Here is a 17,160-nt window from a genome sequence, read left to right as displayed (position 1 = left end):
ATGTTAAAAACCACGAGAATCGCCTGGGCGGTCAATTGTGTTCTGTTGGCCACCAGTGCTTCTGCTGTCGTGTCCAGCCAGGCGTTTGCTGAAGAAGCTCAAGCCAAAGACGTAGAGCGTATTGCGGTAACAGGTTCACGTATCCAGCGTCAGGATATGGAAACTGCTTCTCCTGTCACAGTGATCAGCGCCGATGCCATTCGCGCTGAAGGCTTCACCTCTGTTGACCAAATGCTGCAGGCTCAAACCTCCATGGCGGGTGCCGCCGTGGGTTCAAGCACCAACAACGGTGCAGACGGCGTAGCGCAGGTAGACCTGCGTGGTATGGGCGCTGAGCGTACTCTGGTACTTCTGAACGGTCGCCGCATGGTGAACTCAGGTTCAGGCGCAGACAGCGCGGTAGATTTGAACTCCATCCCAGTTGCCATGATTGCCCGTGTAGAAATCCTGAAAGACGGCGCATCTGCTGTATATGGCTCTGACGCCATCGCCGGTGTGGTGAACATCATCACCAAGAAAGATTTTGAAGGCTTCCAGTTCGATTTCAACGGCAGTGGCACCGACAAGGGTGACGGCGAAAGCGGCGAACTGAGCATGCTCTACGGTTTCAATACCGACAACGGTGGCAACTACACCTTTGGTGCGGCTTACTCTGAGCGCCGTGGTGTTATCCAGGCCGATCGTGAGTGGACCGAGCCAGGTTACAGCTCATTCATCCCTACCGGCTCTCTGGAAGGTATGGTGAAAGACGCCAATGGTAACTGGGTTGACCGTAACACAGGTTATGACTTCACCCAGGACAGCTGGTATCAGACACCAAGCAAGCGTTACAGCCTGTTTGCCAACATGACTCAGGAACTGGGTGACGATCTGCTGCTGACCGGTGACATCCTGTACACCAAGCGTAAATCTGATCAGCAAATGGCTGCTCAGCCAGCTGACATCATGCTGGGCGTATGTGGCGAAGAGGGTATCGATGCCGCACGTTGCATCACTTTGGATGCCGATATGATTGCCGCAGGTATCGGTCCTGATGACACTGGCCGTGTAAACTACCGTCGTCGTACTACCGATGTAGGTCCACGTATCTACAATCAGGACACCGACACCCTGCGCGCCTCTCTGGGCCTGCAAGGCTCTCTGGACATCAACACCGGCATGACCTGGGACCTGTCTTACACCTATGGTAAGAACAAGGCCGAGACCTGGGTTGAAAACTCCATCAATGCCGTGAAGATGGAAAACTCCGTCTACAACAACCTGGACTCATGGCTCAGCGGTCAGCCGCTGCCACAGGATATCATCAACGACATCGGTTTCACCGAGCGTAACGATGGTGGTAACGAGCAGCACGTGGTTGCCGGCGTACTGAGCGGCGAATTGTTTGACCTGAGCGCTGGTGCGGTTGGTTTTGCCATCGGTGCCGAATACCGTTACGACAGCGGCTACTACAATCCCGATCCTGTGATTGTGGCCGGTGAGGGCACTGCTGCTCAGCAAGACCCAACTGATGGTAACTACGACGTATTCTCAATCTATCAGGAAGTGAGCGTGCCTTTCACTGAGAAACTGACCGGTGAATTTGCCCTGCGTTTCGATGACTACTCTACCTTTGGTAAAGCTTCTACCTGGAAAGTGGGTCTGACCTATGAAGCCACTGACGACCTGATGCTGCGTACCGTAGCTGCCACCGGTTTCCGTGCACCCAACGTTGCAGAGCTGTTTGGCGGTAACACAGGTTCTTACGATTACCTGGATGACCCATGGGGTAACGAGCAGGACCCACAAATTCTGGTGAACTACACCTCAGATCCCGATCTGAAGCCAGAAGAGTCTGAGTCTTACACTGCCGGTCTGGTGTACTCTCCAAGCTACATCGAAGGTCTGTCTCTGACCCTCGACTACTGGCGTTTCCGTGTGACCAACGCTATTACCCGTCTGGATGCACAGAAGGGTCTGGATGACTGTCATGCCGGTATTCTGAGCGCCTGTGAAACCTTCAAGATCACCGCTGAGGGCGATCTGTCGAACTTCACCAACCCGCTGACCAACGTGGGTAGCCAGAACACCAGTGGTATCGACTTCAACCTGGCCTACAACTTCGAAGCCCTGAATCTGGATTGGAAGATCAACAACGATCTGACCTATCTGCTGGAGTTCGAACAGGACAACGTTGCTTACGAAGGCACCAGCGATGGTAACTTCGGTGGTTATGCCAAGGTGCGTAACAACTTCAGCATCCAGGCCGGCCAGGCCGACTGGAGCCTGATGTACTACAACCGTTTCATCGGCGAAACCGAATGGCTGGGCGACCGCAATGAGACTGTAGACTCAGTGCTGTACCACAACGTGGTTGCAACTTACTTCATCAACGACGATGTGACCGTATCTCTGGGTGTGAAGAACCTCACCGATGAAGAGCCATCCTACGTGCCAAACGGCAGCGACGGCGGCACCATTCCTGAAGTATTTGACACCATCGGTCGTCAAATCTACGGTGGTCTGACGATGAAGTTCTGATAACCATCAGACACTGAATAAGCAGAAACAAAAAAGCGCCCCATGGGCGCTTTTTTATTGCGGGAACGAGAGCCTGAGTCAGTATGCCTCGCCCCGGTAAAAATCAGCCAAGGCCTTGCATGGCGGATTTCATCTGGATGAGTTCAATCTTGTAACCATCGGGGTCTTCCACGAAAGCGATTTCGGTGGTGCCACCGGCAACAGGACCCGGCGCGCGGGTCACTTTACCGCCGGCCCTGGCGATGTCTTCGCAGGCCTTGTAAATATCAGCTTTACCGATGGCAATATGGCCAAAACCTGTGCCCAGATCGTATTTATCGGTATCCCAGTTCCAGGTGAGTTCAATCACAGCTGCGCCCTTGGCTTCTTCGCCATAGCCCACAAAAGCCAGTGAATAACGATACTCAGGATTTTCTGAGGTGCGCAGCAGCTTCATGCCCAGCACTTCGGTGTAGAAGGCGATGGATTTTTCAAGATTGGCAACCCGAACCATGGTATGAAGAATTTGAGACATTTGGGGTTCCTTTAACGGCAGTAAGATGGCGGCCAGTATAGCAAAAACGTACTGCATACAGGGAACAAAAGGAGAAATCTGAAGCAACTCACAGTTTGACAGTGTGGTGTTGGCTAAAGCCACAATGGCATCGGATAATGCCGTATAAGTTCACCAAAGGAGAAGAAGATGAAAACTGAACTGAAAATGGCTGTGGGCACTGTAGCTGTGATTGGATTGTTCTTCGCTGCATTTGCAACCTCCATGTTTTAAGCCGATTTATACGAAAAACGCCGCAACTGGTAACAGTTTGCGGCGTTTTTCATTTCAGGGTCCCAGCTTACTCGTCTGGGTAAACCTTGTCCTTGAATTCGCACAGATCTTCGATGATGCAGCTGCCGCAGCGAGGTTTGCGGGCAAGGCAGGTGTAGCGTCCGTGCAGAATAAACCAGTGGTGTACGTCCACTTTAAACTCGGCCGGCACCACCTTGAGCATCCGCTCCTCTACCTCGACCACGTTCTTGCCGGGCGCAAACTTGGTGCGGTTTGCCATACGGAAGATATGGGTGTCCACGGCAATGGTAGGCCAGCCAAAGGCGGTGTTAAGCACCACGTTGGCGGTCTTTCTGCCCACACCGGGAAGGGCTTCCAGCGCTTCACGGTCTTCAGGCACTTCGCCGCCGTGCTTTTCCAGCAGGATTTGCGACAGCTTCACCACGTTGATGGCTTTGTTATTAAAAAGCCCGATGGTTTTAATATACTCCTTAAGCCCCTCGACACCAAGGTCAACTATGGCTTGTGGGGTATTGGCCACTGGAAACAGCTTATCGGTGGCCTTGTTCACACTGACATCGGTGGCCTGCGCCGACAGGGTGACAGCCACAAGCAATTCAAAGGGGGAGGAAAAATTAAGCTCAGTCTCTGGCTTGGGGTTATTGGCTCTAAGCCGGGTTAAAATTTCCACTCGCTTTTGGTTATTCACGGTATCTCTTACCTTACTCAGTCTGCCGTATTCAGCCTACTTTGGTTATCCTGGCTCGGGTGATGGCGGGCGCGGCTTCGGGCGCTGGCTTCTTCGCTTCCAGGCGCTTATCGATAACATTTTTAGCGGCAATCAAGAGTCCCATAGCGATAAAGGCGCCGGGGGGCAGCATTGCCAGCAAGAAGCTGTTATCCACCTGCCACAGCTCAATACGAAGAGAGGCAGCCCAGTCGCCAAGCAGTTGGTCGGCGCCATCAAACAGGGTGCCCTGACCGAGGATTTCCCGCACCGCGCCCAGCACGGCAAGCACGGCGGTAAAGCCTACCCCCATCATCAGACCATCGAAGGCGGCGGCGCCCACGCTGTTGCGGGATGCGAAGGCTTCGGCGCGGCCTATGATGACGCAGTTAGTCACAATGAGCGGCAGAAATATCCCCAGCGACAGGTAAAGGCCGTAGGCATAGGCGTTGATAACCAGCTGCACTACTGTCACCAGGGCGGCGATGATCATCACAAACACAGGAATGCGAATTTCCTTGGGGACAAATTCACGAACCAGGGATACGAGCACGTTGGAGCCAATCAACACGGCAACAGTGGCAAGACCAAGTCCAAGGGCGTTGGTCAGGGTAGCTGTGACCGCAAGGAGTGGACAAAGCCCCAAAAGCTGCACCAGCCCCGGGTTATTTTTCCAAAGCCCTTGCCAGGCAATCTCTTTGTAGTTACTCATCTGCATTGGCTCCGTTATCACAGCCCAGAGGCCTGTTAAACCACTCGGCCTGATTGGCACTGACAAGGGTCAGGGTACGGCTTATGGCCTTGAGGTAGGCCCTGGGGGTAATGGTGGCACCGGTGAACTGGTCAAAGTCACCGCCATCCTTTTTCACCTTCCAGCGGTCACTTGTCTTATCGGAAAACACCTTGTCGTTAAATGACAGTACCCAGTTGGACTTGCGCAGCTCAATCTTATCGCCAAGCCCCGGCGTTTCCTGATGGGTAAGGGTACGGACACCAAGCACCTTGCCATTGAGGTCTACCCCTACAATAAGGCGAATATTGCCGTTATACCCATCAGGGGCAATGGTCTCTATGGCAAGCGCCACTGGCTCATTGGCATTGCTTGCCAGATAAACCGGCATCGGCTCGTCTGTGCCCAAAGCGTCGGCGTTATGGATCAGAATGCAGCTCATGCCAAGGTCATTGTCATGAAGCTCATCGGGCACTATCTGGTGCAGTATACGGGTGAGCTCAAGACGTTGCTGCTCGGCAATCTTGTCTTTGGTAGCTTCGTTCACCAGGGCGACCGCTGCGGTACAGATAAGCGCAAAACCGCTTAAGAGGAGTCCGTTTTTGATGATGGATTTTTGCATCGCCAGGTCCTACAGGCTGCCACGATGGCCATAGGCCCGGGGCTTGATGTAATAGTCGATTAGCGGAGCGCAGAGGTTGGCCAGCAATACCGCAAACGCCACACCATCGGGGTAACCACCAAAGGTGCGGATCAGATAAACCAATACCCCTATCATGGCGCCAAAGAGCAGCCGTCCGCGAGGACTGGTGGCGGCGGTCACAGGATCGGTGGCAATAAAAAAGGCTGCCAGCATGGTTGCGCCACTGAAGAGGTTAAACAGGGGGCTGGCGTGGGTGTCTGGCGATGCGCCAAAGCCAAAGAGGCTGCACACAAAGAGGGCGCCGATGAGCCCAGCGCTGATGTGCCAGCGAATGGTTTTGGTGGCCAATAAAAACAGGCCGCCGCACAGATAAGCAAGATTCACCCAGAACCAGCCTTCACCTGTGCTGCCACCGCCGAAGATGGCTTTTTTCAGGCTTTCATCGGCGGTGAGCCCCATGGACAGATCGGTTTTCAAGGTGTCCAGTGGGGTTGCCATGGACACGCCATCAATCCCAAGCGCGAAGTCAGCTGCGCCCTGAGCTGAAAAAATGACTTCAATGGCATCCAGAATGCCTGCGCTGCTTTGTGCCAGCGTGCTGGGGACGGCCCATGTCGTCATCAGTACCGGGAAAGACACGAGAAGCAGTACATAGGCGGCCATGGCGGGGTTAAAGAGGTTTTGCCCCAAACCGCCATAAAGCTGTTTCACCATCACGATGGCGAATACCGTACCTATGACCACCAAATACCAGGGGGCGAGCGGCGGAATGGCGACACCAATCAAGAGCGCGGTAAGCACAGCACTCTGGTCCATCAAGGTAGCCGATATCGGGCGGTTTCTGAGCTTAAGCACCAGAGCTTCGGCGGAAAGGGCCGTCGCAATGGCGAGACACACCTGAATAAAGGTGCCCCAACCAAAGAAATAGCATTGGACAGCGAGGCCCGGCAGGGCAGCAAGAATGACGCGCTGCATCACGGCCGAGGTTTGGCTGTCTTTGCGCACATGGGGTGATGATGCAATCTTAAACGCCATGATTATTCATGCTCCTTGGCGGCTTTTTTGGCCTTGGCTTTGGCGACGGCCGCAGCAATACGGGCTTTTTTAAGCGCATCGGCATCTGTTGGTGGAACCTCTGAAATACCTGTATTTGAGCTGTCTTGGGTGTTTCCACCTTGTTCTGATACTTGGCTTTCAACCGGCGACTTGTCAGCGGCCTTATCGGTAAAGGAACTGTTCGCGAGTGCTTGGGCATCAGTCTCCAGTGCCTGGGGGTCAGCCGCTAGAGACTCTTCAGATTGAACGCTGCCAGTTTCTGCAGTATCTGACTGTCTTCCTTCACGTTTCGCCGCTGCCTTCGCCTTGGCTTTTGCTACCGCAGCGGCCACTCTGGCGGCCTTGTCATCAGGTTTGTCGTTTAGCTTGCTCGCAAGAGTACTTTCATCTGTTTGTGGGGAACTTGCTTCAACGCCGCCCTTATCAGTTTCAGCGGCCATATCCGTTTGGGGAGCGCTCTGTGCAGCACTCGCCGCCGACTTCTTGGCTTTAGCTTTGGCAACGGCTGCAGCAACTCTGGCTGATTTGGTATCCATTGGGTCTGAGTCTGAGCCTGAGTCGGCTACCGGCGCCGCCGGCGCTGACGAAACTGACTCCGGAGCGGCATTTTCATCGGTACTCCTGGCGGCCTTTTTGGCTTTTGCTTTGGCGATGGCCGCGGCTACAGCGGCACGCTTGGGATCCTGCTCCTTCGCGTCAGCCTCTGCATCCGCTAGCTGCACTTCAGACACCTTTACTTCTGGTGCCTGTTGGGAGGATTGGATGTTGCCTTCGGCGGTGTCTGCAGCGGCTGTATTGCTGTTTGCCGCCAGGGCTGCTTTTTTAGCCTTGGCGCGGGCAATCGCTGCGGCGACAGCGGCCTTTTTCGGATCTTCGCTGCTTGCTGATTCGGACGCTAACTCAGGCTTGGCCTGTGTTTTTACGTCGGCGTCAGCTTCCGTAATCCCGGTGTTAGCAGCGGCCTTGGCGGCTTCCTGCTGGGCGGCCTTCTTTGCTTTGGCTCTTGCTATGGCGGCAGCGACACCGGCTTTAGGATCGGCGGCTGAAGCTGGTACACCCTCTGGCGAGTCAACGCTCGGAGCGGCAGTTTGCTCCTGGGCGGCTTTTTTGGCCTGCACCCGGGCGAGGGCGGCGGCGATGGCGTCTTTTTCTCCCCCGGCCATGGCCGCTTTACGTTTCTCTGCGGCCTCTTTTGCCTTGGCTTCACGGGCCGCTTTTTCTTCTTCAAGGCGGGCAATGCGGGCTTCAAATCGCACTTTTGCGCGCTCAGCACTGGCTTTTTCTTCCGCCTGTTGGCGAATGGCGGCCTTGGCAACCCGATAATATTCTACCAGGGGGATGTCACTGGGGCAGACATAGCTGCAACATCCGCACTCGATACAGTCTTTGAGGTTATAGCTTTGTGCCTTGTCGTATTCTTCCGCTTTGGCGTGCCAAAAGAGTTGCTGTGGCAGCAATGATGCGGGGCAGGCAACGGCACATTCGCCGCAGCGAATACAGGGTTTCTCGGGCGGCATCTCGGTGATTTCGAGGCCGTTGGGCAACAGCAGACAGTTGCTGCCCTTCAAAATCGGGACCTGGGTATCGGCCAGGGTGTAACCCATCATAGGACCACCCATGATGATCTTTTGGGCCTGCGCTGCACGAAAATCACAGTGGTGGAGGAGATCCTCTACCTTGCTGCCGATTAAAGCCCAGTAGTTTCCGGGTTTGGTTACCGCGTTGCCGGTGACGGTAACGACTCTTTCTATCAAAGGCTTTCCTTCGATGACAGCATCGCGGATTGCATACAGGGTACCCACGTTGTGCACCAGGATACCGAGCTGAGCTGGAATGGCGCCGGAGGGCACTTCCTGTCCGGTAACAATCTGAATGAGCTGCTTTTCACCGCCTGAAGGATATTTGGTCGGGATTACAGTGACCCTGACAAGTCCCGCCGGTAACTGGCTGCGATTGACGGCGGCCCGCATGGCTTCAGCGGCTTCGGGCTTGTTATCCTCGATGGCGATGATAATGCGTTTGGGCGCAAGGATACGGTGCACTATGCCAATACCCGCGATAATCCCATCGGCGTGCTCGCGCATCAGGCGATCGTCTGCCGTGATGTAGGGTTCACATTCAACACCGTTGACTATCACCAACTCTATTTCGCTGGCCGGACTTAATTTAATGTGGCTCGGAAACGCGGCGCCGCCCATACCGGCGATGCCGGCATCCTGAATTCTTTTGACCATTTGGGCCGGGGTCAACTCATCCAAAGCTGCGCCTTGGAGTTCACACCATGTATCCTGGCCATCGGCTTCCAATACCAGCGTCAGTATGGGCAGGGCGGATGCATGGTTGCTCGGCCGAGACTCAATGGCTTTTACACTGCCTGAAGTGGGGGCATGTACCGGTAAATAGCCAAAGCCCTGACCCTGAGTCAACATTTGCCCTTTAAGAACGGTATCACCCGCCTTTACGGCGAGAGTGGCCTGTTCACCAACCTGAGGCAGGGGAACCAGGTATTCATCAAACAGTGGCAGTGTGGCAATGGCAGTGCCATTGGAGACGGATTTCATCTCGGGTGGATGAATACCACCGGGTGAGCGCCACAGCGTACCCTTATCCAATTGTTCCAAAAGCGTCAGCACTGTTTATCCTCTTCGAGCTGCATCACGGGAATGGCACTCAGTTTCCAGTTCCAGGTCTTGATGTCCTGAGTGACAGGGAGCATGTCGATGCAATCGACGGGGCAGGGCTCGACACAGAGATCGCAGCCGGTGCAGTCCTGGGTAATGACGGTGTGCATCAGTTTACCGGCGCCGACGATGGCATCCACCGGACACGCCTGAATACACTTGGTACAACCGATACACTCGTCTTCGCGAATGTAGGCAACCTTTTTGACTTGCTGCTCAGTTATGGCAGACAGGGGCTGAGGTTCAACTCCCATCAGCTCAGCGATTTTTTCCATGGTGGCGGTGCCACCGGGGGGACATTTGTTGATTTGGTCACCGCCGGCAATGGCTTCAGCGTAGGGGCGGCAACCAGGATAGCCACACTGACCACACTGAGTTTGTGGCAGCAGGGACTCGACCTGATCTACCAGAGGGTCGCCTTCGACTCTGAATTTAACGGCAGCAAAGCCCAATATGGCACCAAATACCAATGCCAGCAGGCCCAGTAATACAACGGCTATCATGACTGCAGACATTATTTCACCAAACCGGTAAAGCCCATAAAGGCCAGTGACATCAGCCCGGCGGTGATCATGGCAATCGCGCCACCCCGAAAAGGCAGGGGCACATCGGCCGCTGCCAGGCGTTCACGCATGGCTGAGAAGAGGACGAGCACCAAAGAAAATCCCACCGCGGCGCCAAAGCCATAGATGGCTGATTCCAGAAAATCGTGCTGCTCGTTCACATTGAGCAGCGCGACACCGAGAACGGCGCAGTTGGTGGTGATAAGCGGCAGGTAAATACCCAGCGCACGGTGCAGACTGGCACTGGTTTTTTGCACCAGCATTTCGGTGAACTGCACCACAACGGCGATCACCAGAATAAAACTCATGGTGCGCAGATAGGTCAAATCAAAAGGCGCCAGCAGATACTGGTTCACCAGGAAACTGAGAACGGAGGCCAGGGTCAATACAAAGGTAGTCGCCATCGACATGCCGATGGCAGACTCAAGCTTGCCTGACACCCCCATAAAGGGGCAAAGTCCGAGAAATTTTACCAAAACGAAGTTGTTGACCAGCACAGTACCGATCAACAACAGGAGATATTCACTCATCGCAAAAAAGCATTAGCGGTCGGTGCCGGGTATTATCGGCTTTTTGAGTCTCATTAACAACATATCAAATGCAGGGTTAACTCTGGCGGGCCAGTTTCTCGTCAAGCGAGTCTTTGCCGGCGGCAGGTTCTGGTTTGGCAATATAGAAACCTTGCAAACCGTCCACCATAAGCTTCTCTAACGTCAGCTTTTCTTCCTGACGTTCCACACCACAGGCAATGACCCTGACACCGATACGTCTGGCGATGTCTATCATCATGCGCACAAAAAACTTGTTGTTGGCGTCTTGATCTATGGCTTCGCTGTAGGTGGCGTCGAGCTTGATGTAGTCGGGTCTGACTTCCCGGAAAAACTTAAACGATGTAAAGCCCATGCCGAAACGCTCGATAGATACCCGGGTGCCAACACTGTGGATTTCGCGAATAAAGCGGAAACTGCCCTGCATATTGGTTTGCAGGCCACTTTCATTGATTTCCAGTACCAGTCGGTTAGAAATGGTCTTGTGTTTGGTTAGAAGATCCTTAAGCCAGACCACAAAATTATCATCGGTTGCCGACACAGCGCTGATATTGACCCCATAGGCACCGGTCAGGTTTGGGTTATCCAGCAACATGCGCACAGCTGAGAGGACGACCAGCTTATCCAGCTCCTGACTCAGTCCGTGCCTTTCAGCCATGGCTATCACAGTAGCGGTAGGGAGTACCTTGCCTTCTGAGTTAAAGAAGCGGGCAAAGAGTTCGCGGTAGACTTCCACTTCACTGCGGCAGGGCTGTATCGGCTGCTGAAAGAATCGTACTGCGCGTTGGGTAATGATTTCAGTAATAGCCACTTGCCAGCGGTTATCTCCGATTTCCTGATCCTCACTGAACTTCTCAAGCACATGGAAACTGTTAGAACCCAGTGTTTGAGCAATGCTAAGCGCCGCATCAGAGAGACTGAGTAAGCCCACTGGGTCAACGCCACTCTTATAGGGGACGAGTCCGGTATAGGCAACCGACTCCATGGCAGAAGTGGACTGGTATTCATCGAGTAACGTCTTGAGCGGCTCAAGGAATCGTTCTGCATCACTGATAACCAGATTAGGCAGAAACACCGCAAAGTCGGAGCTGCTTATCCGGTAAAATTCGGCATCGGGGAAGGGGCTGCCTGCCTTACGCAAACATCCAGCGACTTTTGCCAGATAGTCATCGCCAGCGGTACGGCCCTTAAGCTGGTTGATAGTACCCAGCTCTGTGGCTTGCAACATGGCAAGGGAACCCAGCAAGTCTTTCTGGCTCTTGGCCAATTCATCCAATTTACGGGTAAAGCGTGCTCTGCTGCCAAAACCTGTGATGGGATCTTGAAATGCTGCACGGGACAGCTTTTCGTTTTCATGATGCAAACCGTCAATCTTTTGCTTCAATGCTTGCCGGGCATCTTCAAATGCGCCTGCAAGGCATTTAAGCTCACCGCCGAGTCTGGATTGCTCAGGGGGCGAGAAGTTAAGCTCCGCCAGTGACTTCACATACTCAGCTGCGTAATTGATTTTACGGGACAGTCTGGACGCACACACCAAAAACAGCAGCAGCGAAGCGGCCCATAAACTCCCAAGGATAAGTAACTGTTCTGAATAGATTTTAACTGCCTTCGCCCGTGGGCCGTTTGTGTCCAACTTCACCATGAGTCGCCCGTCAGGCAAGTTGCGGGTATCACTTATTTCCAGCGGAAACAGGCTTGCCAAAAACGATGCCGGGGTTTCCTGCAATTGTCCGGTGGTGAAGTTGCGACTGCCATCGGTCCCATCGGTGTACTGAAAAAACTGCAAAGTGATCGATTGCTGCAGGTGTTGATAGAGTGCCTTGCCATCACCATGCCAGGAAGCCAATTCAGTGGTTTTGTTCTGATATTGCGTTTCCAGGGCCTTGCCAGCATCCTGCATCAGGCCAAGGTTCTCTTGATGCAACCAAAGTGCGGCACCACCGAAGAGCAAAATAAGTGCGAGGGGGAAAGTTTTGATCAAACTCATGGCTAATTCCATTAACGCCGTTTTGATGATTTTAGCTAAAGAATGTTAAGAACAGCGAAAAGTGTAACCTCAAAGCGGAAAAAACAAAATCCAAATCAACGGGATTTGCAATGCAGTGAGTAGGGGAATGAACAACGTGGACTTCGATGGCTCCCCTGACTGGACTTGAACCAGTGACATACGGATTAACAGTCCGCCGTTCTACCGACTGAACTACAGGGGAATCGAAAAAAATGAAGTGCGATTGGCTCCCCTGACTGGACTTGAACCAGTGACATACGGATTAACAGTCCGCCGTTCTACCGACTGAACTACAGGGGAACAGATTGTATCGCTTTTGAAGTTGGCTCCCCTGACTGGACTTGAACCAGTGACATACGGATTAACAGTCCGCCGTTCTACCGACTGAACTACAGGGGAACAGATTGTATCGCTTTTGAAGTTGGCTCCCCTGACTGGACTTGAACCAGTGACATACGGATTAACAGTCCGCCGTTCTACCGACTGAACTACAGGGGAACAAATTTTTGCGATTAACTTCATGCCCTTAAGGGCGTGTTTCAGAGAGTGGCTCCCCTGACTGGACTTGAACCAGTGACATACGGATTAACAGTCCGCCGTTCTACCGACTGAACTACAGGGGAATCGTTGTAAAACAACTGCTCGCTGAGAACGGAGCGCATAGTAAAACGGGTGGCCTGATGAGTCAACGCTGGAAACCAAAAAAAGTGTGATTAAGTCGTTAAGTGCTCATCTAATGTGCATCGTGGCGCGAAAATCAGCACAATGTTCAGCATTTACCCAGCAAGTGACTGTTTTATGGTGCGAAACTTTCGTTCCTGAGCAGAAAGCTGTCTAAGAATCACTGAGGTTTTAAGGATCAGCGCGCCAGCACCCGGATGCGGCAATTACAGATGTAGTTAAATTACAAACCGACCCGCAGAAGGGCCCCCTGACCTTAACCCTGGCCAAAGCCACGCCCGGTGAGGCTTTCAGGTACTTTTCCACAATTTCTGTGGATAAGCCTGTGAGTTTCACAATAAATGAGGCTGCAAACCCGCATGAATCCGGGATTTGTCTTAAAATGCACCTTCACAGTGCGGCGTAAAAATGTTCAATAAAATCAATGTCAAGTTGTTTGTGGTAGTAGAGAGGGGGGCAATGCCATTGTGACTGAAAATTGTAGAGACACGACAACATAAAATGTGTGCATGAATTTATCAGTGAGTGCTGTACAAGCGTACCAAATAAGTAAAAGGCACCAACCGAGAGCGGTATGTCAGAGAGTTACAAAATACTGTATTAGTCAAAGAGCATATCCTGCTGATTCAGTGCAGTTGGCGTCGAAGGTGCGCTGGTTTACACTAGGAGCCCGGCTTAACGAGGACGAACTTTTCTGTGTCTGAGCAAGTTTTTCAACTTTCTTCCCAGTATTCACCCGCAGGCGATCAGCCTAAAGCCATCGCCAAACTGATCGACGGGCTGGAATCAGGACTCGCCTGTCAAACCTTGCTGGGCGTAACAGGCTCTGGCAAGACCTTTACCGTGGCGAATGTCATTGCCACCCTGGGGCGGCCCACCATTATCATGGCACCCAATAAGACGCTGGCGGCCCAGCTCTATGGCGAGATGAAAGAGTTCTTTCCCAATAATGCGGTGGAATACTTTGTTTCTTACTACGACTACTATCAACCAGAAGCCTATGTGCCGGCATCCAATACCTTTATTGAGAAAGATGCCTCGGTAAACGCCCACATAGAACAGATGCGTCTGTCAGCCACAAAGGCCTTGCTTGAACGCCGTGATGTCATCATTGTCGCGTCAGTCTCCGCGATCTATGGTTTGGGTGACCCTGACTCCTATATGAAGATGCTGCTGCATTTGCGCCAGGGCGACTTTATGGGCCAGCGTGACATCTTAAGGCGCCTTAGCGAACTGCAATACAGCCGCAACGACATCGATTTGCAGCGGGGCACCTTCCGGGTTCGGGGAGAAGTCATTGACATTTTTCCGGCGGATTCGGAGCGGGATGCCATTCGGGTTGAACTGTTCGACGATGAGATTGAGCGCATCAGCGAGTTTGATCCCCTCACGGGTCAGGTGACCAAACGTCTTGCTCGCGCCACAGTGTACCCCAAAACCCACTATGTAACGCCGCGGGAAAAGATCCTCGAAGCCATTGATCAGATTAAAGATGAACTGAGGGGGCGCAAGCAGCAGTTTTTGGATAACCACAAGCTCATCGAGGCGCAGCGTATTACCGAGCGGGTTCAGTACGATGTGGAAATGATGACAGAGCTGGGATACTGCTCCGGGATTGAAAATTACTCCCGATATCTGTCTGGCCGCGCCGAAGGGGAAGGGCCCCCAACGCTGCTTGACTATCTGCCTGCCGATGGCCTGATGATCATTGATGAGTCCCACAACACAGTGCCGCAAATTGGCGCCATGTATAAGGGTGACCGCTCACGTAAAACCACCCTGGTGGAATATGGTTTCCGTTTGCCTTCAGCACTGGATAACCGGCCGCTGAAGTTTGAAGAATTTGAATCCCTGATGCCCCAGACCATTTTCGTCTCGGCAACGCCCGGTAAGTATGAGCTGGAGAAAAGCGGGGAAGACATTGCTGAGCAGGTAGTGCGGCCAACCGGTTTGATTGACCCCGAGCTGGAAGTACGTCCTGTGGCCATTCAGGTTGATGATCTTCTCTCTGAAGTCGCCAAGCGGGTGGAAGTGAATGAGCGGGTGCTGGTGACCACACTCACCAAGCGGATGGCAGAAGATCTCACCGATTACCTCGACGAGCACGGCGTTAAAGTGCGCTACTTGCACTCGGATATCGATACTGTGGAGCGAATGGAAATTATCCGCGACCTGCGACTTGGCGTCTTCGATGTGCTGGTCGGCATTAACTTGTTAAGAGAAGGTCTCGACATGCCGGAAGTGTCTCTGGTGTGTATTCTCGATGCTGATAAAGAGGGCTTTTTGCGCTCAGAACGCTCGCTTATTCAGACCGTAGGCCGCGCAGCCCGTAACGTGAACGGCAAAGTGATTCTCTATGCCGACCGTATTACTGACTCCATGGCCCGCGCCATGGCTGAAACTGACCGTCGCCGCGCCAAACAGATGCAGTTCAATGAAGAGCACGGCATTGTCCCCCGCGGCGTGGTGAAGAAAATCACCGATGTGATGGATGTGGGCGAGAGGTCTGCACCAAGCCGCGGCGCGGCCAAGGTGTCAGGTCGCAGCGCCGGCACAGGTAAACCGTCGATGAAGCACGACCCGCATCAGATTGCCGTGACCATAGATGCGCTTGAAAAACAGATGCATCAGCATGCACGGGATCTGGAGTTCGAGCAGGCCGCCGCGCTCAGGGATGAAATCCATGGGCTGCGCCAGCAGCTGCTGGAAGCTTGAGTCTTAAACAGAGCCTAGCCATCTGAAGGCAAGTGCAAACATGAAAAACGCGCCACTGGCGCGTTTTTTCTCTCTGCTTTGAGATAAGGGGCAACTGGCCGGATTTATGCGGGACTCTTTGTCACATTCGATGAGCAATAGGCGAGATAGGCCACTCCCAGGGCTGTGCCAAGCAGTGCACCCACCAAATGCGACTCGGTAGCGACCCTGGCACCAATCAGGCTCGCCACATCGTTGCTGGCGCCAAAATACTGCTCGTATCCCACTTTTAAACCCAGGCCAATCAGCAGCAGCCAGCCGGATTTAAGCCCGCGCTTAATATCCATCAGAGCACCAAAGGCAAAGAGGCCGTGCAAAATACCGCTTAGGCCCACATACGCCTGAAGGCTTGGGTAAAACAGGTACAGGCCAATACCTTCACCGAGGCAGAGAACAAACAGCAGCAACACGAGCCCGGCCGCGCGGTAATGAAAATGATGCAAGCTCAAAATCACCCAGAAGCCCGCCAGGTTCATCAAGAAATGCCAGTGGTTGGTGTGCAGCAAGTTGCCGCTGATAAGGCGCCAATATTCGCCTGCGCCAATAAGGTGCCTTTGCCAATTAAGCTTCCCATCAACAGGCAAAAAATAGAGCGCAGCACAGAGCAGGGACAGCAGAGCGCCTATCATTAGCAGGCGCTTGTCTATTGAAGGCAACAGGCTTGATGGCAGTAAGCTCAATTGGCGGCCGTCTTGTTGGTAAGTTCTGCGTTTACCGCATCACGATTATTGAGGTAGTCCTCAAGGCCGCGGCGTCGCAGCAGGCAGGCGGGGCAATCGCCACACCCATCGCCACGGATCCCGTTGTAACAGGTCAGGGTTTGATTCCGCACCAGTTCGAGCTTGCCGTAACGGTCGGCCAGCGCCCAGGTTTCGGCTTTATTGAGCCACATCAGCGGCGTGCGAATTTCAAGTTGTTTGTCCATACCCAGATTGAGCGCCTGCTCCATGGCTTTGATGAAATCATTGCGGCAATCAGGATAGCCAGAGAAGTCGGTTTCACATACACCGGTGATCACAGTATCGGCGCCAAGTTGATAGGCGTATATGCCGGCAAGGGTTAAGAAGAGGATATTGCGACCCGGGACAAAGGTATTGGGCAGACCATTTTCCATCAGTTCGTGGGAAACGGGGATGGCGTCTCGGGTGAGGGCGCTGATGGCAAGCTCGCCAAGCAAAGACACGTCCATGATTTTGTGGGACGCACAGCCAAGCTCGTTTGCCAGCGATTTGGCTACGTCAATTTCTTCACTGTGGCGCTGACCATAATCGAAGGTGATGGCGTGTACTTCATTAAACTGAGACAGGGCCTGCACCAGACAGGTAGTGGAATCCTGACCACCACTGAATACGACAACTGCTTTGGACATGGAAAAACCGATACTGAGTTAAACTTTTGGGGATATAGTGTATCCCAGCAGCCGGGCAGCTTCAAAGTAACTGGTTTCTGACGCGTAAAAGTTCCCTTGAATCCGTGGCTGAAA

General features: G+C 53.3%; 13 protein-coding genes and 5 tRNA genes. 2 read left to right on the top strand and 16 right to left on the bottom strand.

Annotated elements, in window-relative coordinates; translation table 11 throughout:
- Positions 1 to 2,520, top strand: coding sequence for a TonB-dependent receptor plug domain-containing protein (locus tag K0H63_RS10290; RefSeq protein WP_220064599.1), 2,520 nt, complete (start codon positions 1 to 3; stop codon positions 2,518 to 2,520).
- 103 nt (positions 2,521 to 2,623) lie between these two features.
- Here K0H63_RS10290 and gloA read toward each other — a convergent pair whose 3' ends face one another.
- The 14 genes from gloA to K0H63_RS10220 all read right to left on the bottom strand — a co-directional run bounded on the left by gloA (position 2,624) and on the right by K0H63_RS10220 (position 12,865).
- Positions 2,624 to 3,034, bottom strand: coding sequence for a lactoylglutathione lyase (gene gloA, locus K0H63_RS10285; protein WP_220064598.1), 411 nt, complete (start codon positions 3,032 to 3,034; stop codon positions 2,624 to 2,626).
- A 319-nt stretch (positions 3,035 to 3,353) separates the two neighbouring features.
- Entirely contained in the window at positions 3,354 to 3,995 is a 642-nt protein-coding gene (nth, locus tag K0H63_RS10280; protein ID WP_220064597.1) for an endonuclease III, read from the bottom strand.
- A 31-nt stretch (positions 3,996 to 4,026) separates the two neighbouring features.
- A complete protein-coding gene (locus K0H63_RS10275; protein WP_220064596.1) occupies positions 4,027 to 4,725 on the bottom strand; it encodes an electron transport complex subunit E in 699 nt (232 codons plus the stop codon).
- Positions 4,718 to 5,365, bottom strand: a complete 648-nt coding sequence (gene rsxG / locus K0H63_RS10270) for an electron transport complex subunit RsxG (protein ID WP_220064595.1) — start codon at positions 5,363 to 5,365, stop codon at positions 4,718 to 4,720. Before rsxG ends, K0H63_RS10275 begins: the two co-directional genes overlap by 8 nt.
- Before the next feature lie 9 nt (positions 5,366 to 5,374).
- Positions 5,375 to 6,421 carry an electron transport complex subunit RsxD gene (rsxD, locus tag K0H63_RS10265; protein WP_220064594.1) on the bottom strand — a complete coding sequence of 349 codons (1,047 nt, stop codon included), beginning with the start codon at positions 6,419 to 6,421 and terminating at the stop codon, positions 5,375 to 5,377.
- 2 nt (positions 6,422 to 6,423) lie between these two features.
- Positions 6,424 to 9,075, bottom strand: a complete 2,652-nt coding sequence (gene rsxC, locus K0H63_RS10260; protein ID WP_220064593.1) for an electron transport complex subunit RsxC — start codon at positions 9,073 to 9,075, stop codon at positions 6,424 to 6,426.
- On the bottom strand, positions 9,069 to 9,638 hold the full coding sequence (rsxB, locus tag K0H63_RS10255) for an electron transport complex subunit RsxB (RefSeq protein ID WP_220064592.1): 570 nt from the start codon (positions 9,636 to 9,638) through the stop codon (positions 9,069 to 9,071). Before rsxB ends, rsxC begins: the two co-directional genes overlap by 7 nt.
- Positions 9,638 to 10,216, bottom strand: a complete 579-nt coding sequence (gene rsxA, locus K0H63_RS10250) for an electron transport complex subunit RsxA (protein ID WP_220064591.1) — start codon at positions 10,214 to 10,216, stop codon at positions 9,638 to 9,640. Before rsxA ends, rsxB begins: the two co-directional genes overlap by 1 nt.
- Positions 10,217 to 10,292: 76 nt before the next feature.
- Entirely contained in the window at positions 10,293 to 12,221 is a 1,929-nt protein-coding gene (locus K0H63_RS10245; RefSeq protein ID WP_220064590.1) for an EAL domain-containing protein, read from the bottom strand.
- A gap of 147 nt (positions 12,222 to 12,368) precedes the next feature.
- Positions 12,369 to 12,444 (bottom strand) — tRNA-Asn (locus K0H63_RS10240).
- Between the two features lie 22 nt (positions 12,445 to 12,466).
- Positions 12,467 to 12,542: transfer RNA gene (locus tag K0H63_RS10235), tRNA-Asn, on the bottom strand.
- Between the two features lie 23 nt (positions 12,543 to 12,565).
- Positions 12,566 to 12,641, bottom strand: a tRNA-Asn gene (locus K0H63_RS10230).
- Between the two features lie 23 nt (positions 12,642 to 12,664).
- Positions 12,665 to 12,740: transfer RNA gene (locus tag K0H63_RS10225), tRNA-Asn, on the bottom strand.
- A 49-nt stretch (positions 12,741 to 12,789) separates the two neighbouring features.
- Positions 12,790 to 12,865, bottom strand: a tRNA-Asn gene (locus K0H63_RS10220).
- A gap of 754 nt (positions 12,866 to 13,619) precedes the next feature.
- Here K0H63_RS10220 and uvrB point away from each other — a divergent pair.
- Complete coding sequence (gene uvrB, locus K0H63_RS10215; RefSeq protein ID WP_220064589.1) at positions 13,620 to 15,638, top strand: excinuclease ABC subunit UvrB; 2,019 nt, start codon at positions 13,620 to 13,622, stop codon at positions 15,636 to 15,638.
- Positions 15,639 to 15,742: 104 nt separating this feature from the next.
- Here the strand turns inward: uvrB and rrtA are convergent, their stop codons facing one another.
- Together rrtA and queC are read right to left on the bottom strand one after the other, a co-directional pair.
- The gene (gene rrtA, locus K0H63_RS10210; protein ID WP_220064588.1) at positions 15,743 to 16,306 is read right to left on the bottom strand and encodes a rhombosortase; all 564 of its coding nucleotides are present in this window, start codon (positions 16,304 to 16,306) and stop codon (positions 15,743 to 15,745) included.
- A gap of 47 nt (positions 16,307 to 16,353) precedes the next feature.
- Positions 16,354 to 17,046 carry a 7-cyano-7-deazaguanine synthase QueC gene (queC, locus tag K0H63_RS10205; RefSeq protein WP_220064587.1) on the bottom strand — a complete coding sequence of 231 codons (693 nt, stop codon included), beginning with the start codon at positions 17,044 to 17,046 and terminating at the stop codon, positions 16,354 to 16,356.
- Positions 17,047 to 17,160: the final 114 nt, after the last annotated feature.

It is taken from the genome of Shewanella zhangzhouensis, from assembly GCF_019457615.1.
Taxonomy (GTDB): Bacteria; Pseudomonadota; Gammaproteobacteria; order Enterobacterales; family Shewanellaceae; genus Shewanella; species Shewanella zhangzhouensis.
This window is presented reverse-complemented; position numbering and strand designations above follow the sequence as displayed.

Coding starts and splice junctions, on each gene's coding strand:
- gloA (WP_220064598.1), bottom strand. CDS start 3,034: ATGTCTCAAATTCTTCATACCATGGTTCGGGTTGCCAATCTTGAAAAA.
- rsxD (WP_220064594.1), bottom strand. CDS start 6,421: ATGGCGTTTAAGATTGCATCATCACCCCATGTGCGCAAAGACAGCCAA.
- K0H63_RS10290 (WP_220064599.1), top strand. CDS start 1: ATGTTAAAAACCACGAGAATCGCCTGGGCGGTCAATTGTGTTCTGTTG.
- rsxG (WP_220064595.1), bottom strand. CDS start 5,365: ATGCAAAAATCCATCATCAAAAACGGACTCCTCTTAAGCGGTTTTGCG.
- rrtA (WP_220064588.1), bottom strand. CDS start 16,306: ATGATAGGCGCTCTGCTGTCCCTGCTCTGTGCTGCGCTCTATTTTTTG.
- rsxA (WP_220064591.1), bottom strand. CDS start 10,216: ATGAGTGAATATCTCCTGTTGTTGATCGGTACTGTGCTGGTCAACAAC.
- K0H63_RS10245 (WP_220064590.1), bottom strand. CDS start 12,221: ATGAGTTTGATCAAAACTTTCCCCCTCGCACTTATTTTGCTCTTCGGT.
- queC (WP_220064587.1), bottom strand. CDS start 17,046: ATGTCCAAAGCAGTTGTCGTATTCAGTGGTGGTCAGGATTCCACTACC.
- rsxB (WP_220064592.1), bottom strand. CDS start 9,638: ATGTCTGCAGTCATGATAGCCGTTGTATTACTGGGCCTGCTGGCATTG.
- K0H63_RS10275 (WP_220064596.1), bottom strand. CDS start 4,725: ATGAGTAACTACAAAGAGATTGCCTGGCAAGGGCTTTGGAAAAATAAC.